This window comes from Sphingobium sp. SYK-6 (assembly GCF_000283515.1).
GTDB lineage: Bacteria > Pseudomonadota > Alphaproteobacteria > Sphingomonadales > Sphingomonadaceae > Sphingobium > Sphingobium lignivorans.
The window spans coordinates 2,151,641-2,171,555 of record NC_015976.1 but is presented as its reverse complement, the minus strand read 5'-3'; the positions used below and the strand labels follow the sequence as shown (position 1 = coordinate 2,171,555).

Sequence of the window (19,915 nt, the reverse complement as noted above, 5' to 3'; positions counted from 1 at the left end):
CTTCAGCGGGTTTCGGCATCGAACTGCTCCTCGGAAAGACGCGTCAGCCAGAACCGGCCATTTTCGATGGCGTAGCCGATGCGCAAAATGCCCCGGAATTTGCGGATCACGCCGCCGATCACGCGCACCTTCTCGACCGGCACCACGATCTCATGCGCGGTCCACCGCACCGGCTGATCGCCCCGGATATAGGTGGCGATCGACAGGGTAGGATTGTTCGCCAGTTCGTCGAGCACGGCATTGAGGCTGTCGCGCATCGCCCCATAGGCGGAAGGGTGCGCGAGCCCGAGCAGCTCCTGGAACTGGCGGTCCGCCGAATAGGCCGACCAGGTGCCCGACAGCGCGACGATGTTGCGCGTCATCGCGACGATATAGGCCTCGGACGGCTTGTTCCCCGAGACATGGAGATCGCCGGTGGCCCCGAAGGGTACGATGATGGTGCGGGCATTCTGGTTGGTGGTGTAGATCACCACGCCCAGCACCGCGGTGACGCCGAACATGCCGGCAATCGCGACCTTGAGCAGCCGGTTCTCCTCGAAGAGGTTCGCCGAGCCCTGCAGGTAGCGATGGATGCCGAAGCTTGCGGGCTTGCCGAGCAGCGGATCCTCCTGGCTCCCTTTGCGACCGAACATGCGCATGGCCCTCACTCGAAGAAGCGGGTCTGGGTAGGACCCGGATAATGGGGGAAGGAAACCAGGCCCCAGCGCCACGCGAGGTGCGCGAGATAGCCCCTGGGCTTGGTCCGCTTCCACGGAATGAAGAGGAGAAGGGCAGCGATTAGCGCCCAGCCGACAAGTCCGCCCACGATCGCGGCCACGAACACGCTCGAGGTCGCGAGCAGGAACTCGTCCGATCCGAACCACAGGATCTGGACCGGCCGATGCAGATATTGCGGAAGGCGTTCGTCCACTTGCCCTTCTCCTCCTGCTTCATGACACCTGCAAAGGTGCCGGTTTCCGGAGGCCGACCATCGGCCCCCAGCACGTGCCGGTGCGAATGCGTCTGGCCGCTCAGCCAGCGCGCAGCCGCACGCGGCGTCTCAGACGACCATCCCGAAAGTCTGGAGAATGGAGTCCGCCTTGATCAGGCAGACGGCCGCGACGATGGTCGGGATGCCGATCATGATGTTCGAGAAGAGGCGCGACACGCCGAACAGGAAGGCGGCGACGCCCCCCACGAAGCCGAGCGGGCCCTTCACGCCCTGGTTCACGACGATATCGTAGATATCGTAGCCGAGGTCGCCGGCGGCCGGCGCCGAGAAGGCATGGGCGGGAGCGCCCACCAGGGTCATCGCGCCCAAAGGGAGACCGAAATTGGCCACCACCAGGGCCTTGTTACCGAGTTTACGCATCATGGCATTGCTCCAAAGAGAAGCCGTCCAACCAAAGCCTGCCGGCATCGAAAGAGGATCGGTGTCGGCCGGGGCGTCGGTGGACGGCTCCAAGAGCCCGTCGCCGCCGGCATCCGGTTCATCCGCCGGGCCATGTCAGGCCAGGCTGGATGCCCTCCGAAAGGGGATCGTCGCTTGCCGCGACGGCGTGGCTGAACTCAGCGGGACGCATCGCTCGCCGCCTTTGCCGCCGAGGGCTTCGCGTGGCTGTCGAGAAAAGCCTCGAGCTCGGCCTGCTGGAACCCGGAAATGAGCTTGCCGTCGGCGATCAGGGTCGGCGTTCCCGAAATGCCGATCCTGGCGACCAGCTCGGCATCGTCGGCAACCTTGGCGCGCCCCTGCGCGCATTGCGCCAGCGCGGCCGGACTTTGGCCGGAATAGGCCGCCTTGAACGCAGCCTCGCGATCGGGCGAGCACAGTATATGTTCCCCTTTTGCCGCGGCGGTCGGGTGGATCCCGCTCACGAAGAAGATGAGCCGCCGCACAGGCTTGCCCTCCGCTGCCTTCGCGGCCCAGAAGCGATCAAGCGCCTGGCAGTAGGGACAGTCGGGATCGGTGAACTCGATGACCGTAGGCGCGCCGGCAGGACCGATCGCCAGCGCCTTGGCAGGATCGATGGCCTTCAGGCGGCGCGTCGCGCCCTGTTCCTGCGCCAGCGCGGTCAGATTGACGCCGTTACGATCATAGACCGTAGCGAACAGGATATGCTCGCTTTGCGGCGCGTAATAGACGATCCGGCCGCCGGCGCTGGCCTGATAGATCGGACCCTCAACGGGCGAGGGGCCAAAATCCTCGAAGCGGAGGTTGGTGAAGGTCTGCTGGAGTTGCCGTTCCGCTTCGTCCACAGCCTTGGCAAGCGCGGTATCCGATGTGCGGCCCTGATCCTCTTTCGCGAACGCCGCGCCAGGCTGCAGGAGGGCCAGCAATGCCGCCCCGCAAATACCGCTCACCCATTTGACCGACGTGGGCGCATCCCGGCCAATCGACCTGCGGCGATCCTGGTTGGACGGCCAAGAAAACAGGCGCTCAGCCGCAACTGGAGGGATCGCCAATGGGAAATGTCTGTGCGAAACTGACATAAGCCTCCTTCTTCCGGCGCGCAGTTCTTTGCGCGTCGGGTTTCGTCATGCGGTTCGGGCTGGGAGCATCGTTAAAGGGCTGTGCTCGCCGTCACCGTGTTGTTCGGATGGATGAAGGATGAAAGGTCAGGCCAGGCCACGCAATGGGCAGGGTACTGAGATGCCGATTCGGCACCTCAGTACCGGTTTCGGCATCTCAGTGCCGATTTTTCCGCTTTTTCGGGGTCATTGGCCCGTCTCTATTCATGGAGACACTGCCGCAATGACCATGACCAACTCGCGAATCATGCAGGGAGAACGTGCATGAGGACCTCAAGGACTTACAAGCTTCAGTTGTCGGAACAGGGAGTCGATCAGTTCCTTGCCTGCCATTGCAGACTCGCGCGAATGACCCGAGAATTCATCCCTTATGGAACGACTCTTCATGTCGCTATCAGCATTCTCGATCGCTGCGACCCTTCCGAGATCGCTGCGGAACTCGAATCGCCCCTGTGCGGGCAGCTCGGTGGCCCGTCCTATCGCTTTGTCGGCACGACATCCCGATTGGCTGACGTCGTGGATCGCGTCGGCAGGCGCCTTATCGAAAGTGGGGAATGCGGAGCCGGGGTGGCGACATGGCGTCTCTATAATGTGGCGCTGATCATGTTCCTGACCTCCGAAGACCGGGAACTGCAGAATGCTTATAAGACAGCGACGGCACCCGCCAGTTAACGGCATGTTATAACTATCTGTTTCACTGGACATTCACGCGCCAAAATAACGCTTTCAATTTGAAAGCAAAATAATTTGACCATTGGTGCGACTAACAACATTTTACATCCTTGGGCTGTGCGCGGGAGCTTTGAGCCATTGGCAGGGAGACCTTGTCATGCCGCTTCAGGCTTTGCCCAATGCACATGACCCCTCGGTTCTTGCGACGATCAAATTGATGTCCGGGAGGCGCATAGAAATGATGAGACGAGTCGGGCGGATAACGCAGGAAGACTTCGCGGCGACCGTCGGGATCGGAACCCGCTGGCTGCGCGAAATCGAAGCAGGCAACCCTAAATCGCGACTCGACGATCATTTTCGCTGCGCGCATGCGCTAGGCCTCTCGACCGGGCACCTCGTCATTCCTCTTCTCTTCATCGAGCACGGCCGTGTGTTCCCTCGCGGACTTCTCGAAGGCGATCTCTCGAAGCTCGAAACCGTCTGCATCGACGCCATCGCACGACATAATCTCGACACGCTCTCACGCCAGCTCCTGACGTCTGCCGCAGATGACGATGACGATAAGAAAACGGACGAGTGATTTGTCATGTCGCCTGGAACACGCCATGCCGAACAGGTCTACCGAGACCTTAAGCACGCACTGCTCTCGGGCCGCTACATGGGATTTTCCGATCTTTCGGTCACGGACCTTGCGTCGGAATTCGGGCTCAGCTCCTCGCCGATCCGTGACACGCTGCACCGCATGTATGGCGAACGTCTGCTCGAAGTGGGTCACCATCATGGCTTCCGCGTCCTTGGTTGGACGCCGGAAAAATTGCGCGACTGCTATACATGGCATGGTCAACTCATTCGCCTGGCGCTGAAACCCGGCGTGCGGGCCAATGCACAGCTTCCTATTGCGCCGGATGGCTGGCTTACCGATTACACGACGCCGGAAGCCATCGTCGCTACCACCGAACGCATGTTTGTCACGCTGGCAAGCGTTTCCGGTTCAGAGGAGATTGTCGCGGCGATCACCAATGCCGGGGAGCGCCTGCGGGCCGTGCGACTCCGGGAGATCGAGCGCTGGCCAGACTGTGCCGACGAGCTCAACTCTGCCAATATATTGGCAGTTTCAGGGACAGGAAATGCCCTTTTGCAGATGCTCTGGAACTATCACCGAAGACGCATCAGGGCTGTCTCGATGCTCTGCGAGCCATAGTTAAGGATTTGATATAGAAGGATAAGAACGCTTTCCGGCAGGGTTGTCTATCTCTAACCGGATCAGTCCAAATAATGCTTTCAAAATGAAAGCATATATTGCTGAATATATTTGCTCCCACGCCTAGCCTTTGACTCGCCACGAACCATGTGGCGACAGAAGGAGGCAAATATGGAACGCGAATATGAAACTGCCGAGGAAGGCATGACCGAACTGGGGATCGCCAGCGAGGTGACCCATGGCGCCGGCCAACTGCGCATCGACAATCCGCAGGGACAGCCGTCGTTCGGCACTCTCGACGACTGATCAGCGATGGATCTGGCTCGAGCCTATGTCTCGAGCCGGGTTCTCCGCGGCATCTCATCATGCCCTTCATCGCGCTCAGACATGGCGTCGGCTTTTGCGATTATCATGACCGCATGCTCGTGCTTGACGTCAATCGTGACCGCTATTTCGAGCTTACCCCTCATCTGGCGCAAGCGCTCAGAAATTGGGCTGACGGCATCCTGATTGGATCAAGTGAAATAGAAGGTCTGAATAGGGCCGGTCTTTTTGTGTCCGTAGATCAGCCCCCTTCTATATCAAGAGATCAAACTCTTCCGATTAGGTATTGTATCGTCGGTGATGAAGGGTCACATCCTACGACAATCAAGTTCTTGGTCGAATACGCTGCTGCCATTTTTTGGCTTTCGTTCTTCCACTGGGCCATAAAACGCTTTGCGCTCAGGACCCTGCTCAATGTCGCGGAGGCCCCGGCGCGCTCGCCGGTATCGCAAACGGCCAAGCATTCTCGGCGCATGATGAATGCCCTGGCCGCATTTTACCGCGCGACTCTTCTCTTTCCACGAGCATCTCGATGCTTGCCGGATGCATTGGCGTTGCAGCGTTTCATAACCAGGCGCGGAGTGTCGTCAAAAATCATATTTGGAGTGCAGACCGACCCATTTCAGGCGCACTGCTGGGTTCAGCATGATGACGCGGTATTGTGCCAGAGCTTGGAAACTGTGACGGGCTTCCGCGTCATTTTGGTGATGCGATGAACACGACCTTCGCTGTATCCGTGGAGATCGAATCGGCGCTCTGTCGATCTCAGGCATTGAGTAGCTTCCCCAAAAATTTGACGCATAGTTCCGATCTCCAAGTCGAGACTATATGCGGCGGCAAGGTAATAATCATTGGGGATGCCTTTGATACTGATTTCGGAAATTCATATGAAAATCATGCGCACGGAGATCCGATCGCCGTATTGCGGCAAATTGTCGATAAACGATGGGGGCGATTTGTTGCGATTGCGTATGATATACAAGAAAGGACAATCGCAATATACCGCGATCCATCGGGCATGGTTCCATGCTACTATGCTCAAACCGCGGAAAGAATTTCAATCGCAACCGACGCGCGCGCAATCATCGAAGATTCAGGCATTAACGCGCCAATCGATTGGAAAAGTCTCGCAAATTGCCTTCTGGCTCCGGACCGCCGCCGCCGCGAAACCTGCCTGAAAGGTATTTTGGAGGTTCTCCCCGGCGAGATTGCCATCATTACCAGCGATCAGATTCATCACGATCTCCTGTGGAGACCGGAGAAGCATATAGGGACGCGCCTTGATATAAGTTTTGGCCAAGCAGTTGGCCTCCTGGAATGCAATTTTTCAAATATCATCGGCACCTGGTGCCGACATTATCCCAACCCGCTTGTCTCCTTATCGGGTGGCTTCGATTCTTCGGCCATAGCCGCGCTGGCATCACACTGCGGCCCCACAAGTCTTCTGCTGTTTTTTGCGGAATCTCCCCAAGCTGATGAACGCCGTTACGCTGGAAGTGTCGCGAACCGTCTCGGACTAGACCTCGATGCTATCCTTTGCGATCCGCGTGCATCATGTGTTGAACAGAATCTCTCAGCAGCACGTCCCCGACCATCTGCCAGATCGTTCACTCAGATATTCGACAAGGCAGCTGCCAAGCAAGGGGAGGCAAAGGGCGCAAGCGCCCACTTCAATGGCGGAGGCGGCGATAACGTATTCGGCAAGCTCCATTCATCATATCCGCTTGCTGACCGCTTCCTTCATTCAGGGCTGTCCCGCAGCTTGGCTACAACCGCCTTCGACATATGCGGTGCGACAGGCGCTTCCCTACCGATGGTTTTGAGACAAGCAATGGCGGCCGTGCGTGATCGGGCCAGAGTGACAGCTTGGCCAGACACAACCGAGATGTTATCACGCGAAGCAGTTGATTTGCGCGACACCCAACTCCACCCTTGGCTCGAAGCGGTCAAAAATTGTTATCCAGGGCAAAGGCAGCACGTCAGAAATATCGCTCGAGCAACCGCATCGACCGACTATCTCAATATCGTCGATACATTGCCGACCATTTATCCGATACTTTCTCAGCCCCTAGTGGAGATGTGCTTATCCTTCCCGACATGGTTCTGGTTCACAGGTGGCCAGGATCGATCTTTGGCGCGAACTGTCATGAAGACCCGTCTGCCCCAAGACGTTCTCCGCCGTAAACTCAAGGGCGCGTTCGACGGCCTTGTCTATCAAATCATTGATCTAAACCGCAAGCGGATCCTTATAGATTTGGAATCCGGGGTTTTGGCAAGCCAAGAGATGATCGATGTGAAGACGATCCGGGCAGCGCTGGATGCTTATGGTGCCAACGAAACGAATGTCATCCGCGTTCTGCATCTTCACGAAGTCGAGATGTGGTGCCGTCACTGGTGTTGAAGATACTTGCTGAGCCATTCTAGATTGCGGCTATAGACTGCTGCTCGATGGGCGGGGTGAAGCTTCACGTGTCCTTCATCGGGATAGACATACATTTCTATCGGCCACCCTTTCCGATAGAGGTCCCGATAAGTCGCCAATCCCATACGGAACTCACTGGATGCGGACTGAATTAAGATGGGAACCTTTCTTGCATCCTTCGCATCAACGATGGAATTGACACTCCAGAATTCCTTGCCACTCGAACGCGTCGCAGGATAACCCATCGAAACGTAAAAATCATCCAGCGCCAGGCCGCTCGCCTCTTGAGCAGGCCCGCTTTCGCAGCAAGTGCTCAAAATAGCAGCCGAAAACAGCGATGAATTTGCAAGTGCGAAGGTGGCTGTAACGGCTCCATCACTCTGCCCGGTTATGACGACCCTGTCAGCGTCTATGATCCCTTCCCGATCCAACTGGTGAATGATCCGCTCCAACGATGAGAGATTGCTTCGACGGTCCGCAAAATTCTCGTTGTTGAAAGCGTAAAACTGCTCATCCGTCACCGGATGCCGGGTAAGACCGTACCAAGGTGGTCTGTTAAAGCTAAGCACGGCAAGCCCCTGCGCGGCCATTGCTTGTATTGGATATTCATCACCAGTGCCTCCTCGTAGAAACCCGCGGGATTCATATTGGACGATCACAAGGGGCAGGCGCTTTCCGGACGAACCGGGAGGTAAAACGAGATCGCCAAATGTATCCAGGCCGAAGGCATTCGACCAAGCCAGCCGGCGGACGGCACCAAGTATCAACGATGGAAAGGTCGGATTGGGATCGAACAATTCACGGCGTTTACCCGTGGCGGTGCTCACCGCAATCAATGTGCGGGGTCGCACGGATGTCTCCTGCGCGCACAGCAAATCGGAGCCGATCAGCATGCAGCCAAAAAGCGCGTCCGCCGTATCAAGCAGGCGGCGTGGCGGTGCCAAACCTGGGGTCCACGAATAGAATTCCATCCGGCTCTCAGCGACCCCAGCCCTGCGCTGGAAGATCAGGCGCTTCCCATCTGAAGACCACCATAAAGCTGAAACGTTACGGCACGCGGCAAAATGACAAACCGTCTCATCGTCCTGAGGCGATCGCATATGAATTTCCGTTACAGCATCCAGGGCTCCGGTCTGGGGCGCGGTCCAGGCAGTGCGTGTGCCCCCCTGACTTGACGAATAGGCAATGGCGCCAGCGGGCCGGTTTCTGGATGGATGGAGGGTCGTCTCATCTTGCGATGACAACGGTACCTCTGTGCCATCGCCCGCATTTATGGCACGATCGACCACCGGGATGTTGGACGGCGGCATGGGCCTATCGCTGGAAAGAGGCCAGAAACGCTCGTCATACCGATAGCCCTGCTTGCTTTCGAAATCGATTGCGGCTCTCGCGGCGACGAGGTCCGGCTGGCTTGAAAAGAGCAGGCGCTTGCCATCATCCGACCATGCCATATCAAGTATGTCCACAGAGCTCGATACTGCACGGCTGGTTCGACGGCTCGAGCGACTATAACTCCAGATCTCCGAACGGTCTGTGAATGTCTTGGTGTAAGCCAATCGGCTTCCGTCTCGCGACCATCGAAGTAGAGTGGGTTTCGGAATGCCGAGGGGGAGATCGGTCATGCCATATCGGGTTGAATTTGCGGCGACGATCTCGCCTGCGTCATCGATGACGATCGGACGACCGGGCTTGTCTATCTCGATAAGAACGACCGCCGTACAATAGCGGTTATGAGTTACATCGGCCTGCCGTAGTTGCAAAGCCGCGACTCGGCCTTCTGCAGATGCACTGAACGGAGCGGGATTGCTGCCGACGCCCAGCGCACCAAAATCCCGCAAACGGAGAAGGTCATCCTTGTTGACCACGCGGATTTCTTGGAGCTCTGGCGTCGCCATGTCCAAGGTGCATGGAGCATTTTCGCGCAACGTAGCATGCGCGGGAAGCGCGGCGCACGTCAACAGGGCGCATCCAAGATGCGCGATAAGCGTCAAGTTCATTTTGGAGTCCATTCGGCACGTGGGCGGCTCGGGCCACCTTCATTCAATTACCAATCCTTCGAAATCGTGAAGCTGACAAAGCGTCCGATCGGCGAGAAATTGGTTGAGTCGTAGTTCACGTAATAGCTGTAGCCGCCGCTGGGTGCCGCATAGGGAGGACGCTGGTTGAAGATATTCTGGGCACTGACCTGCAAAGCAAGGCCGCCCAAAGATCCCTCACCTTGGGGGATTTTGTATCGCGCTGACATATCCAGCGTGGTGAGCGTCCCAACTCGTACCGATGGGGATTGTCTGTTGTCCGAAAGGCCGCCCAGATGATTGACATAGGCACTCAAGGTCAGTTGCTTATCCGACCAGACAGCGCTGCCCCTTGCCCGAAAACGCGGCGGGTTGAAAATTGCGCCTGCAAGCGTAATTTTCGCTGAGTCCCCCGTGAAATTCTGATCGGACCAAAGCCATGCGCCATTTGCCGAGACTGTCACACTGGACTTACCCGGCAGCGGCAGTTTATAATCTACCACGAGGTCGATGCCCTGCACCATCTGATGGGCCGCATTCGTATAGCGGCTGTTGATGATGGCAACGATCTTGCTGCGGTCATCGCTACCGGCAAAGTTGTAGAAATAGGCGGCATTGGACAGAATATTCTCGATGTCGGCAAACGTCGGAGAATAGTTGACTACCGGATCATAGGCCGGATCTGCGAGCGCCGTGAACATAGCGGCGCCCGACACAGGCTGGATGATGCGGTCCCGATAGCTGATGTGAAAGTAAGTGGCAGAGGCATGAAGCCCGTCAACCGCACGAGGATGGAGGTCGATCGTCGCCGACCAAGTGTTTGCACGCTCCGGCTTCAAATCAGTGTTGCCGCCATAGTCGGTCAGCACGGTGGATCCAGCGGGAAATCTTTCGCCGCCCATATAACTGGTTGAATCGAGGTAAGCGCCGCGCAATTGATAGCGTTGATCGAGCGTCGGAGCCTTGAAGGATTTTCCCCAGGTCACTTTCAGGTCGAAATCGGGAGAAGCGCCGTAAATGAGACCGAGTTTCGGCACCGCGACCGACGCTATTCTTGGATAACGCTCATAGCGTAGCGCGGCGTTCAGGATCAGACGGTCGCCTAACGGAGACGCGTCCTCGGGCGCGATGAAAGGAAGCTTGAACTCTGAGAAACCGTAGTAGCTGTTGATCGATCCGCCATAGCGGAATGATGCCGTCGAAGGAGCATAGCGATAGCTATTGTAACGATAGCCCGCACCGAACACGAGTTCGATTGGATGAGCGATAACATCGCCTATCGAGCCGGTCACATAGCCCTCGGGGTTGACGATCCTGTTTTTGTAGAAGCCGGTGGAACGGGACGAGGCACTGCTGTTGTTGAGTGTTTCCTGGTCGTAAACCAGCTTGCTCTCGCCATAGGTCGCCGAGACGTGTGCTTCCCATCCGGTCGCCAAACCAATGCGCAAAGAGGGTGTTACCGAATAAGATGTAACATCGGGGCGATTCACATATGAAACACCGTAATCAGTCGCCTGCGCCATGAAAGAACGCCGGTTGCTGTAGGCTGCATCGATATTGAAATCTACCGTCGATGACAGTGTCTGATGGGCGCTCGCCACGACACTATCCTGATTAACGCGAGGATAGATAGTACCGCCCTCCGGCATATATGCTGTATAATTTCGCTCATTTGAGAAAATAGCGGCATTGGCTTGGTGGCTATAGGACAGGACAACTCCACCGCTGTTCCACGTCCTTCCCGCCACTCCGCTATATTGTTGAAGGAAGTTCCCACCGTCGGTGGCTCCTCCCAACGTGGCCGTTAAATTGACGCCGTCATAGGCGTGCTTGAGTATGATATTGACGACGCCGCCAACCGCGTCCGAGCCATAAATCGCCGACGTACCGTCCGCGACAACGTCGATCCTTTCAACGCTGGCGAGTGGCACAGCGCTGATGTCAACCGCCTGGACGAACGATCCGTACGACAAACGATGGCCGTTCAGTAACACCAACGTTGCGTCGCCACCCAGACCACGCAGATTGGGAGTAGAACTCGCGTCGAGGTTCTGATTGGCAATGCCATTTGCACCCGATGCAACGCCCGGGTTCTGGCCGCCGCTGAAGTTCTGAGGCAAGGATCGGATCGCCTCGCCCAAGTCAGTCTGTCCGGCTAATGCGACGTCAGAGGCACGTATCGTAATGGTCGGTGACGCGCTTTCGGCTGATTTGAGATGTGAACCAGTGACTATGATTTCATTCTCACCGTTTTCCGACCTATCGTTTTTTGCCGTAAAGCTGCTCTCCCGCACGATCAGCGCGCCATCGGTTACATCCGCAGTCAATGGCGTCCCAGCAAGTAGACGTCTTGCGGCATCCTCAATCGTGTAGGTTCCCTTTAGGCGCTTCGACTTTTTTGCGCGCAGCGGATCGGCGGGCGCGGAAAACTCCAAACCACCCTCCCGCGCGACTTTGCGAAGGGCCTCGGTACGCGGTTGGGCCGGGAGATCGAAGGCGACAGACTTGTCCGCCTGCGCCGAAGCCGGAGAAACCGCGATCAAAGCACTGACTGCAATGCCTATAAGAAAACCGCTACGAACCGCTCGCATGCCTATCCCCCAGACCTGATGAAAAGCGCATCGCTGGATGCGTTCAGAGGGTCAGACGGGAGGAATTCCGAATTGAGCGGAGGGGACGCTACTTCTTGAGGATGATCTTGTCGTTGCCTTGAAACTCGACGGTCAGACCGAGAGAACGGGCAAGATGTTTTGCGACATTCTGCGGGTTGCGGATATGCAGATCGGCGCTCACGCGCATGTTGGCGATCTCGGGCGTATCGGCAACCAGTTGTACCTGTGAATAGAGGTTCACCTCAGCCAATATCGAACCTACGGTTTCGTCATTATAACTCTTCACGCCGGTCACCCATTGCCCTTCGTTTTCCGGTGCAGCTTCAGGAACAGCTGGTGCCTCCTGGGCCGCGGACGCAGAATAGCGAAGTCTTTCACCGGGTTCGAGATATCGTTTCACAACCGGACCGTCGACCTGCTGCCGCTGACAGGGCGGGGTGACGGCGACCTTTCCTTCGAAGAGCACGATATTTACCTTGCATTGAGCGCGCCGTTCCACATCAAACACGGTTCCGAGCGCCGTCGTCGAACCGCCGTCAGCCATTACAGTGAACGGGCGAGCGCGGTCATGCGCCACTTCAAAATGAACCCGCCCATGATCGAGTTCGAGATCCCGTCGCTCCGATCGCATCCAAACCAGCAGGCGGCTGTCGCTATCGAGCGTCACCACGGATCCATCGGTAAGCGTGACCTTGCGCACCTCTCCCCTTTTCGTGCTGAGCACGAGAGGGTCGTCCTGCACGTGACCGCCTCCTACCGCGACTTCTCGCTGCCCCTCGGGCTGGCCCACTTCCTTCCTGAAGCCCAATATGCCGATGACCAGCAGGCCTATCACCGAGGCGGCGATCGCCAGTTTCCAAAGCCCTTGACGAGAAGGCATATTTTGGCCCTCAGGTTCGCGGGAGCGGAGACTCTCACCCGCGGCATCAAGACGCATCAATTTTGCCTCAGCTTCGTCGAAGGCTATCCGATGTTCGGCAGCCTCATCGCACCAGCGCATCGCGGCAGCACGCCTTGCCGGATCATCTTTGCATTCGAGCACCCAAAGTCTCGCCTGATCCTCGATCGAGAGCCTGGGATCATGCCCCTCCGTCATCGGTCTTCCATCCTTGCCATCAGATGGCCCAATGTTTTGAGCATGTTCCTCTTCACCGCCCACTCGCTCAGCCCCATGCGCTTTCCGATATCGCGAAAACTATAACCGTCAACGCGGTTGAGCAGGAATATTTCTCGATCGAATGGTTCAAGGTCCAACAGCAGCTTTTCACAGAAGGCCAGGTCCTCCCGTGCGGCCAGGGCGCGATGCTGATCTGAATCGCCCGGGATTTCAGCAGCGTCCGACAGGGGGCTTTTGAGTTTGGATACGCGTGTAGATGAACGGTCTACCCAATCGCGCAGCAGGTTGGTCGCGATACGCCTGAGATAATGCTGCGGCGAGGTCAGCATTTTTGCGGCGCCGCTCCGGACGAACCGAAGAAAGGTTTCCTGCGCGAGCTCATCCGCTTCCGCGCGCGTGACCGAGTTCCGGTAAAAATACCGCACCAGCCGGGGATTCTCCTCCTGATAGAGGCGGACGATCAGATCATCGTCATCGGCCGCATGTGCGCCATCGCTACTGGTGTGAGCATCATTGACCATGGCATTCGCTCGCCGCGAGAGAAGCCGTCACTCCCGACGCAATATTGCCATCGGCCGGGTCGATCACCGCGGCCGCATTGCCCTGATTTTCCGATTGATCTCTTCGCCCCATTCGCCGCACCTATGTCCACTCGGAGCGACGGCCGAAGCCGGATGTTGGAAACCTGTTCACCACAGGCGCATGCGCCTTTACCGTTACCGGCTGGACATACGCACATGCCACCCGGCCCCAAAAATGTGACCGAGCCATGGTGAACGGGGTTTCCACGCCCCACTCCCAGATTTCATGGGAGCGCAGGCATTTGTGCATGGGAACCGCGCGGAGGCAAGAGCTAATTGACAGCCGGTGCATCCAACACCATGCTGCTGAATTCCCTTGGAACTGAAACGGCACGATAACGGGCGGTTCATCCCGCCGACTTTCGATCAAGGCGTCAGCGGGTGTGGCACCCCTATCAGAACGGGACCGCGTGTTGCATAAGCGGAAAATTTCCTGATCAGTGGATATGGACAGATGGTCGAATATTCTATAAATCGGCCATATTCACTGGACATAAAATATGTTGAAATATGAGGCTGAAGAACATGAGCTGCTGAACGGCCTGATCGATACGATCAGGATGCTACCAGGCGGCCATGCCGAAATCGATGGGCGCGAGGTCGCGGTCGGGCCGCGTGGGCGGGTCGATGCGCTGATTGATGCCCAGATCGGCGGGCAGGCGGTCCAGCTCCTTGTCGAAACCAAGCGCGAGGCCTTTCCGCGCGACGTGCGAGAAACCGTCTGGCAGCTGCGCAACCACCTCGCACACATGCCGAACGATCGCGAAATCCTGCCTTTCTTTGTCGCGCGTGCCATCTCCCCTGGCGCGCGTGACATCCTGCGCGAAGAGCGGGTTGGCTTCTATGACCTTGGCGGATCGCTCTACATCCCCGCCCGCCATGCTTTCGTCTATGTCGATCGCCCAGTCCAGAAGAAGAATGCCAAGATCTTCGGTTCCCTGTTCCAGGGACAGAAGGCGCGGGTCGTCCAGGCCGTGTTTGATCGCCGGTCCGAATGGCTCAGTGTCAAGGAGCTGGCAGAATCGACCGAAGTGTCACCGGCTACCGTTTCAGCGACCCTCAGTGAACTGGAGCGACGTGAATGGGTCGACGTCGAGGGCGCCGGCCCCTCCAAACTGCGACGCCTGCGCTCAGCCAAGGCGCTGGTGGACGCATGGTCCAGCTACATCACCGACCAGAAACCGCCAAAACTCGCGCGCTACTATGTTCCCGGTAACAACGCGCTTGAACTCGCCCAGCAGCTGGATCGGGCGTGCCGCGATGCCGACGCGGCCTATGCCATGACGGCAGAAGCAGCCGCCCAGCTTTATGCGCCTTACCTGTCGAGCATCTCACAGGTGAAGTGCCGGATCGAACCAGGCCGCCGGCAGGAAGAGGCGCTGGAACGCTTGAATGCGCGCGCCGTCAGCGAAGGCTGGAACCTGGGCCTTCTTGAGACCCGCGCCCGGGGCGATGTCACCGTGGCAGAAAGCATCGAGAACGTGCGGCTCGCTTCGCCGCTGCAAGTCTATCTCGACTTGCTGCAAGGCTCCGGCCGCTCCCGTGAGATGGCAGCGCACCTGCGTTCGGAAAGGCTCGACGCGTAATGACCAAGCCCCAGACGATCGGCGGCTACGGCACCGCTGTAACCGAGGCGTGCGAACGCGTGCTGGTGACCTTGCTGCGCGGTCTCGGCCCGTGGAAGGATTCGGTCTTCCTGGTCGGGGGATTGGCGCCTCGATATCTGGTCACCGCGCGTCCCCCAAAGGTGCCGGCCCACGCCGGGACCGGCGATGTCGATATCGTCGTCGATGTCGGCATCCTCACAAACACCGACGCCTACAGCACGCTCGAAGAGAATCTGAAGGCGATGAAATTCGAGCGCGCCGAGAACGACAAAGGCGCCAAGCAGTCCTGGCGCTGGCAGACCGAGATCGATGGCGGCGCCAAGATGATTCTTGAATTCCTCGCGGATTCGCCGGAACTGGGTGGCGGCAAGGTCCAGGAGCTGCCGACCGAAGGCAATGTCACCGCGATCAACATTCCGCATGCCTCGATCGTGTTCGACCTGCACGAACGCGTCGAGATCACGGCGGATCTGCTGAACGGCGGTGGACGGGCCACCGAGACCATCCGCTATGCCGACATCGTCAGCTTCACCTGCCTGAAGGCGTTCGCCTACGACCAGCGTCATGAGCGCAAGGACGCGCATGATCTGGTCTATTGCATCGAACATCATGATGGCGGGCTTGAAGCCGTCCACAACGCATTCCACCGGGCGCTCGAAGGCAAACATGCCGACGTCATCCACGAGGCGATCGCTCGTCTCACTGCCCGCTTTCGCGATCCCAATCCAGACGAGAGCTATCTGCGCGATGGGCCCGTTGCCGTCGCCCGGTTCGAGGACGACGACGCCGATGTCGAGGCCGACGAGGAACTTCGCAACGCTCGCCTTCTCCGCCAAAGGCGCGCGGCGGATGTTATGGCCGGATTTCTCGGTCCCTGGCTGAACTAATGAGTCGCCAACGTCTGCATAATCAGTCCTCGATTTCTTCCCCGTCCGCCGCCTTCGGCGTCCGCCTGTGCCGGCGCCGACGGCAACCCTCCGCCGCCACAGCATGCGCTGAGATCCACCCGGCTCCTCAGCTGTGGCGCTGGTACGAAAAGCGCAACAAACAGGCCGTGCCGGGACGTTTCACTATCCGAACTTCCGCCAGCCATCGACACCGCTTTAGCGGCGCGTGAACAGCTCATCAAAAAGACGTCCGGCTTCTTCCCGACCTTCTGGCGTCAGCTCGACGGAGCGGGCCTTGCCGACCGGATTGGTGATGAGCCCACGCTGATGGAGCCGTTCCATCGCATCCCAGTCAAAGCCTTTCCAGGCCATCCCTGTACCGCGCAAATTGTGCCACAGCAGAGCAAGCACCGCCTCGTCGATCCGGCCCGTGTCAATATCCTCACTCATCCCAGGCCCACCTTGGATCGATCCCGAAGCTGGCCCAGCTGCTCTCGATTATTGAGGGTCTGACACACTGCAATGCGCGCTCCGACGGCAGGCGGGAATCGTGAGGCTGCTTACAATCAATATCCTGTCGCATCGCCCTGGATGGTGCCTTGCCCACTTCAAGGTGATGTCGCTTATCACGGGAACAGCAATTTCGCGAGATCATCCATGACCTTGTCGATCCCAGCTCTTGTTCGCGCCGACAGACGGATGAAGCTGCGCCGATGATCGTCAGGGTGCGGAATCCGGTCGAGCATTCCGGCCTCGACCATTTCGACCGTCCGGCGAAAACCCGTCGTTACAGACATACCCGAAAGACGCGCAAACTGTCTGAACACCTCCTCCATGTCCTTCTGTTCGATCATGTAAAGATCCAGAAACATCATCCATACCGGCCACTGGCGTCGATCGAGGCCCAGTTCACTTTCGGTGAAGCCGGGCTGTTCGACCAGCGCGTTGCAGATGCGACGGCGGACCATCGCGGCTCATCCGTCCTCGGGCGGCGAACCGGCAAAATCCGGTAGAATCCGGCCCGCACGATAGTCGGCGATCAGCCGTTCCTGCTCGGGGCGAAGAACATCGACCGCACCTGGCGCTCCATCGCCCATGGCATTGAGCAGCAGCGATGGACAACGCCCCTCATAGGTTCCCAGGTTCGGGCGATGCGCCTGGTATCCGGCGAGCGTCATGAGAGACCGGGGCAGGGACCGCGCAATCTCGGGCGGATAGGCCAGCCACGGCAGCTCGTAGGGTTTGAGCCAGCCAAGACTATAGCTGATGATCATGCCCCGGCGGGAATTGGCCGACTTGTTGGCGCCGCCCGCGTGCAGGGTGGACCCAAGGAAAATCAGCGCATCGCCGGGATCCATCTCCGCTGCGATCGCGTCTTCCGCGGGCATCACGATCTCATTTTGCCGTCGATGACTGCCGGGCCAGATCAACGTGGCGCCATTTTCCGCCCGGTACGCGGAGAAAGGCCACATCACGTTGATCATATATTCGACGCCGGCAGTGTGGACGGGCCACATGTCCTGATCACGGTGCGGGGGCTGTGCCACGCCGCCCGGTTCGATCTCGATCGCCTGCGTCAGGTTGAGCTGGATCGTGTCGCACCAGGGCTGGAGGAACCTCTCGACGACCGCTACCACCAGCGGGTCGAGCGCAAAGCGCCCCATTTGACGTGACCGCCGCAGGAGACCGTGGAAGCGCCGGGTTGTCTCTCCATAGAATGGCCCCACCGAATGCGGGGTCGCTGCGAAATCCTGTGCGAGATCGCTTGCCAGCCTGTCGACCAGGCTGGACGGAACGGCGTTGCGGATGATGCAGTACCCGTCCGCCTCGAGGCGCTCGCAGCACGACTTCGTATCCGGCACCAGCCGGTCAAGAGCAATGATGGTCATGGGATGTCTCCGTCAGGCCGCGGCGCGGCCGTCAGCGTGGGCGTGGACGATACGCATCGGCACGTAGGTGCCTGCAGACCGCAGTTTGTCGGGCGTATCGCCGTCGATCTCGATCACGAGCGCGCCGGTGCTCAGGCCCGCGATCTCCCTGGGCAAGCCCAGCGGCCGACAGTCCCATCCGAGCGACAGGATCTGGCTCAGCCATCCTGAATCCGCGATGCACGTGAAACGGCGAATGCCCCGAAGCAGCGCAAACTCGACGACGGCCGTCGTGACCGCGTTGCGGACCTGCAGTCTGCGCGCCGCACGGTTACGCGGCGAAAGGCAGGCACGGCTGAGCTCGAAGATATGCTCGCCCGATGGCACCGGGCCATCGCACAGTTCGGGGAAGATATTGCCCAGGACATGCGGGCGAACGCTCGGAAGCAGACGGATCGAGCCGTCATGCTCGCCGCGCTCATTGGTAGCGACGACGTAGATCGCATGCTCGTCGTCGAACTGGTCTATTTCATAGGCGCCGTCGACGACCGGCACGTCCCAACCCAACAGATCGACGAATATCCTTTTCCGGTCGCGATACATGCCGTTCAGCACGGGAGAGCTCTCGCCCCATTCCGCGCCTTCGAAAATCTCGATCATGATGATGCTCCTTCGTTGGTGGAAAGGGCATCATCGGTGCGATGAACAACAAACTCCTATGACCGGAACTGGGTATTGCTAGTGCTTTCGGAGCATCTCCGGGAAGCTGGCGAGACCGTCGAACAGCACGCGGGCGATCAGATTGCACCGCTGGATGTTGCCGTATGAGCGAAACACCGCCTTGCAGTGCTGATGGGCCGTATTCCCGGAAATTCCGAGGATATCTCCCATTTCCGCGTAGCTCTTGCCTTGCCCCAACAGCAACACGACTTCCCGCTGTCGTGGCGTGATCTCCGGAGGGGGTTCAACGCTCAGTCCCGCGGCCATGCGGGCCTGGCGCCGCATTGCCTCGAACGCATGAGAAGCTGCGTAGAAGGCGGCAGGCAGCACTTCCCGTGAGATATGTCCCGACAAGGGCGTGGCGAATGTGCAGCTTCCTGAATATTCGCCAGGAAGATGGACGGGGATCGTATAGCCGGCCTGGAAATTGCGCAGCGCGCCCCGCTCGAGGATATGTCGGTGCCGCTCATTCAAGCGCTTCAACAGATGGGGATCCGGCCAGATAAAACCTGTATTTCGGCCGTTGCACAGGAAATGGATGGGATCATCCATATAGTAACCCTCATGGAAGACTTCGCTGAGCCAGCCAGGCGTGTAGTTCGAGACACCGAAGGACGTGGATGGTGGATTGAGAAGATCGACATGATGCCCGATCGCGAAATGCCGGAAGCCCAGGAAATAGGTGAGATGTTCAAGAACACCTTGAATGTCCTGATTGTCCCTCGCGTCGTAAAAGGCCTCAATGATGGACTGATATTCCTGGGAATGTAGCATGTCTGGCTCCTTCTGGAGCGGGCCGCGAAATAGCCTTGTCCGCCGGTCGCCGCTCAAGAACCGTCGGGCCCGAAGTCCTATCAAAAATGCTGCAAAGCAAAAATTTAGTTGTTACTTCAACAGGGTAACAACCCTCATTTCACGGACGCAAATTGGTCGTGAACCGGAAGGGGAGAGTGAGGCGAGAAGCGGGCTTACGCCCGGATTTCAACGACATCGTGAGCTGCGCCATGCCTCCCCGGACCCCAACCAAAATGGTTCAAGCTGTATCCGCAATTCTGTCGCGCATGCGAACCAGGCGGCGATCCGCAAGAGAGTTGCGTGAAGACACACGATGCCTGCGGCGCATCATCCGCTCCGAACCGGAACCTGGCCGACGGATACTCGAACTCTATTTCATCGAGAAATGTCCGGTCGATGATATCGCGATCCGGCTTGATCTATCCGCTGCAACGGTGCGCCGACACCTGCTGCGCGCAATACACCGTTTTGAAGAGGAGCGTGCGTCTTGAACGGTTTGCTCTCGCAAGCTGACCGGCATCTCCAGCGCTATCGCCAAATCAGAGCCAGATCTGATCCCCGCTCCACTGCACCTCGATTCCCCCGC

22 protein-coding genes are annotated in these 19,915 nt (G+C 58.4%); 9 read left to right on the top strand and 13 right to left on the bottom strand.

The window, feature by feature from the left end:
• Positions 1-2: 2 nt before the first annotated feature.
• The 4 genes from SLG_RS09740 to SLG_RS09725 form a co-directional block, all read right to left on the bottom strand.
• Positions 3-632 (bottom strand): TraE/TraK family type IV conjugative transfer system protein, encoded by a 630-nt coding sequence (locus SLG_RS09740; RefSeq protein ID WP_173385003.1) that lies wholly within the window; start codon positions 630-632, stop codon positions 3-5.
• Between the two features lie 11 nt (positions 633-643).
• The gene (locus tag SLG_RS09735) at positions 644-910 is read right to left on the bottom strand and encodes a type IV conjugative transfer system protein TraL (protein WP_014076300.1); all 267 of its coding nucleotides are present in this window, start codon (positions 908-910) and stop codon (positions 644-646) included.
• A gap of 129 nt (positions 911-1,039) precedes the next feature.
• Complete coding sequence (locus SLG_RS09730; protein WP_041393065.1) at positions 1,040-1,354, bottom strand: hypothetical protein; 315 nt, start codon at positions 1,352-1,354, stop codon at positions 1,040-1,042.
• Between the two features lie 194 nt (positions 1,355-1,548).
• Positions 1,549-2,316: a DsbC family protein gene (locus tag SLG_RS09725; RefSeq protein WP_443018051.1), complete on the bottom strand. Its 768-nt coding sequence runs from the start codon at positions 2,314-2,316 to the stop codon at positions 1,549-1,551.
• Between the two features lie 540 nt (positions 2,317-2,856).
• Between SLG_RS09725 and SLG_RS09720 the strand changes: the two genes are divergently transcribed.
• From SLG_RS09720 to SLG_RS09705, 6 genes are all read left to right on the top strand, one after another.
• Positions 2,857-3,180 carry a hypothetical protein gene (locus SLG_RS09720; RefSeq protein ID WP_231848650.1) on the top strand — a complete coding sequence of 108 codons (324 nt, stop codon included), beginning with the start codon at positions 2,857-2,859 and terminating at the stop codon, positions 3,178-3,180.
• A gap of 157 nt (positions 3,181-3,337) precedes the next feature.
• Positions 3,338-3,760: a transcriptional regulator gene (locus SLG_RS09715; protein WP_014076296.1), complete on the top strand. Its 423-nt coding sequence runs from the start codon at positions 3,338-3,340 to the stop codon at positions 3,758-3,760.
• Between the two features lie 6 nt (positions 3,761-3,766).
• Entirely contained in the window at positions 3,767-4,381 is a 615-nt protein-coding gene (locus SLG_RS09710) for a GntR family transcriptional regulator (protein ID WP_014076295.1), read from the top strand.
• A gap of 171 nt (positions 4,382-4,552) precedes the next feature.
• Entirely contained in the window at positions 4,553-4,687 is a 135-nt protein-coding gene (locus SLG_RS22355; protein WP_269453875.1) for a hypothetical protein, read from the top strand.
• Positions 4,688-4,746: 59 nt separating this feature from the next.
• Positions 4,747-5,421, top strand: a complete 675-nt coding sequence (locus tag SLG_RS20910; protein WP_083853361.1) for a lasso peptide biosynthesis B2 protein — start codon at positions 4,747-4,749, stop codon at positions 5,419-5,421.
• Positions 5,418-7,106 carry an asparagine synthase-related protein gene (locus SLG_RS09705; protein WP_148276552.1) on the top strand — a complete coding sequence of 563 codons (1,689 nt, stop codon included), beginning with the start codon at positions 5,418-5,420 and terminating at the stop codon, positions 7,104-7,106. Before SLG_RS20910 ends, SLG_RS09705 begins: the two co-directional genes overlap by 4 nt.
• Here the strand turns inward: SLG_RS09705 and SLG_RS09700 are convergent.
• The 4 genes from SLG_RS09700 to SLG_RS09685 form a co-directional block, all read right to left on the bottom strand.
• Positions 7,094-9,136 (bottom strand): Atxe2 family lasso peptide isopeptidase, encoded by a 2,043-nt coding sequence (locus SLG_RS09700; RefSeq protein WP_231848649.1) that lies wholly within the window; start codon positions 9,134-9,136, stop codon positions 7,094-7,096. The two genes, SLG_RS09705 and SLG_RS09700, sit on opposite strands and share 13 nt — an antisense overlap.
• Before the next feature lie 35 nt (positions 9,137-9,171).
• Positions 9,172-11,733: a TonB-dependent receptor gene (locus SLG_RS09695; RefSeq protein WP_014076292.1), complete on the bottom strand. Its 2,562-nt coding sequence runs from the start codon at positions 11,731-11,733 to the stop codon at positions 9,172-9,174.
• 88 nt (positions 11,734-11,821) lie between these two features.
• A complete protein-coding gene (locus SLG_RS09690) occupies positions 11,822-12,850 on the bottom strand; it encodes a FecR family protein (RefSeq protein WP_014076291.1) in 1,029 nt (342 codons plus the stop codon).
• Positions 12,847-13,392, bottom strand: a complete 546-nt coding sequence (locus SLG_RS09685) for an RNA polymerase sigma factor (protein WP_014076290.1) — start codon at positions 13,390-13,392, stop codon at positions 12,847-12,849. The genes SLG_RS09690 and SLG_RS09685 overlap by 4 nt, the downstream gene beginning before the upstream one ends.
• A 560-nt stretch (positions 13,393-13,952) precedes the next feature.
• Between SLG_RS09685 and SLG_RS09680 the strand changes: the two genes are divergently transcribed.
• Entirely contained in the window at positions 13,953-15,038 is a 1,086-nt protein-coding gene (locus SLG_RS09680; protein WP_014076289.1) for a hypothetical protein, read from the top strand.
• Complete coding sequence (locus SLG_RS09675; RefSeq protein WP_014076288.1) at positions 15,038-15,946, top strand: hypothetical protein; 909 nt, start codon at positions 15,038-15,040, stop codon at positions 15,944-15,946. Before SLG_RS09680 ends, SLG_RS09675 begins: the two co-directional genes overlap by 1 nt.
• Before the next feature lie 216 nt (positions 15,947-16,162).
• Here the strand turns inward: SLG_RS09675 and SLG_RS09670 are convergent, their stop codons facing one another.
• The 5 genes from SLG_RS09670 to SLG_RS20360 form a co-directional block, all read right to left on the bottom strand.
• The gene (locus SLG_RS09670) at positions 16,163-16,396 is read right to left on the bottom strand and encodes a DUF6429 family protein (RefSeq protein ID WP_014076287.1); all 234 of its coding nucleotides are present in this window, start codon (positions 16,394-16,396) and stop codon (positions 16,163-16,165) included.
• A 176-nt stretch (positions 16,397-16,572) separates the two neighbouring features.
• Positions 16,573-16,914, bottom strand: a complete 342-nt coding sequence (locus tag SLG_RS09665; protein ID WP_014076286.1) for a MarR family transcriptional regulator — start codon at positions 16,912-16,914, stop codon at positions 16,573-16,575.
• A 6-nt stretch (positions 16,915-16,920) separates the two neighbouring features.
• On the bottom strand, positions 16,921-17,835 hold the full coding sequence (locus tag SLG_RS09660; RefSeq protein WP_014076285.1) for a phytanoyl-CoA dioxygenase family protein: 915 nt from the start codon (positions 17,833-17,835) through the stop codon (positions 16,921-16,923).
• Between the two features lie 12 nt (positions 17,836-17,847).
• Positions 17,848-18,474, bottom strand: a complete 627-nt coding sequence (locus SLG_RS09655) for an acyl-homoserine-lactone synthase (RefSeq protein ID WP_014076284.1) — start codon at positions 18,472-18,474, stop codon at positions 17,848-17,850.
• A 78-nt stretch (positions 18,475-18,552) separates the two neighbouring features.
• A complete protein-coding gene (locus tag SLG_RS20360) occupies positions 18,553-19,365 on the bottom strand; it encodes a helix-turn-helix transcriptional regulator (protein WP_148276551.1) in 813 nt (270 codons plus the stop codon).
• Positions 19,366-19,538: 173 nt separating this feature from the next.
• Here SLG_RS20360 and SLG_RS22470 point away from each other — a divergent pair, with 173 nt between their 5' ends.
• Positions 19,539-19,820, top strand: a complete 282-nt coding sequence (locus SLG_RS22470) for an RNA polymerase sigma factor (RefSeq protein WP_443018056.1) — start codon at positions 19,539-19,541, stop codon at positions 19,818-19,820.
• Positions 19,821-19,915: the final 95 nt, after the last annotated feature.

Excerpts from the sequence above, each read along its gene's own strand:
- SLG_RS22355 (WP_269453875.1), top strand. The coding sequence starts at position 4,553 with ATGGAACGCGAATATGAAACTGCCGAGGAAGGCATGACCGAACTGGGG.
- SLG_RS09700 (WP_231848649.1), bottom strand. The coding sequence starts at position 9,136 with ATGGACTCCAAAATGAACTTGACGCTTATCGCGCATCTTGGATGCGCC.
- SLG_RS09665 (WP_014076286.1), bottom strand. The coding sequence starts at position 16,914 with ATGGTCCGCCGTCGCATCTGCAACGCGCTGGTCGAACAGCCCGGCTTC.
- SLG_RS09680 (WP_014076289.1), top strand. The coding sequence starts at position 13,953 with ATGTTGAAATATGAGGCTGAAGAACATGAGCTGCTGAACGGCCTGATC.
- SLG_RS09675 (WP_014076288.1), top strand. The coding sequence starts at position 15,038 with ATGACCAAGCCCCAGACGATCGGCGGCTACGGCACCGCTGTAACCGAG.
- SLG_RS09670 (WP_014076287.1), bottom strand. The coding sequence starts at position 16,396 with ATGAGTGAGGATATTGACACGGGCCGGATCGACGAGGCGGTGCTTGCT.
- SLG_RS20910 (WP_083853361.1), top strand. The coding sequence starts at position 4,747 with ATGCCCTTCATCGCGCTCAGACATGGCGTCGGCTTTTGCGATTATCAT.
- SLG_RS09685 (WP_014076290.1), bottom strand. The coding sequence starts at position 13,392 with ATGGTCAATGATGCTCACACCAGTAGCGATGGCGCACATGCGGCCGAT.
- SLG_RS09740 (WP_173385003.1), bottom strand. The coding sequence starts at position 632 with ATGTTCGGTCGCAAAGGGAGCCAGGAGGATCCGCTGCTCGGCAAGCCC.
- SLG_RS09655 (WP_014076284.1), bottom strand. The coding sequence starts at position 18,474 with ATGATCGAGATTTTCGAAGGCGCGGAATGGGGCGAGAGCTCTCCCGTG.
- SLG_RS09710 (WP_014076295.1), top strand. The coding sequence starts at position 3,767 with ATGTCGCCTGGAACACGCCATGCCGAACAGGTCTACCGAGACCTTAAG.
- SLG_RS09690 (WP_014076291.1), bottom strand. The coding sequence starts at position 12,850 with ATGACGGAGGGGCATGATCCCAGGCTCTCGATCGAGGATCAGGCGAGA.
- SLG_RS22470 (WP_443018056.1), top strand. The coding sequence starts at position 19,539 with ATGCCTCCCCGGACCCCAACCAAAATGGTTCAAGCTGTATCCGCAATT.
- SLG_RS09715 (WP_014076296.1), top strand. The coding sequence starts at position 3,338 with ATGCCGCTTCAGGCTTTGCCCAATGCACATGACCCCTCGGTTCTTGCG.
- SLG_RS09705 (WP_148276552.1), top strand. The coding sequence starts at position 5,418 with ATGAACACGACCTTCGCTGTATCCGTGGAGATCGAATCGGCGCTCTGT.
- SLG_RS09730 (WP_041393065.1), bottom strand. The coding sequence starts at position 1,354 with ATGATGCGTAAACTCGGTAACAAGGCCCTGGTGGTGGCCAATTTCGGT.
- SLG_RS09720 (WP_231848650.1), top strand. The coding sequence starts at position 2,857 with ATGACCCGAGAATTCATCCCTTATGGAACGACTCTTCATGTCGCTATC.
- SLG_RS09660 (WP_014076285.1), bottom strand. The coding sequence starts at position 17,835 with ATGACCATCATTGCTCTTGACCGGCTGGTGCCGGATACGAAGTCGTGC.
- SLG_RS09695 (WP_014076292.1), bottom strand. The coding sequence starts at position 11,733 with ATGCGAGCGGTTCGTAGCGGTTTTCTTATAGGCATTGCAGTCAGTGCT.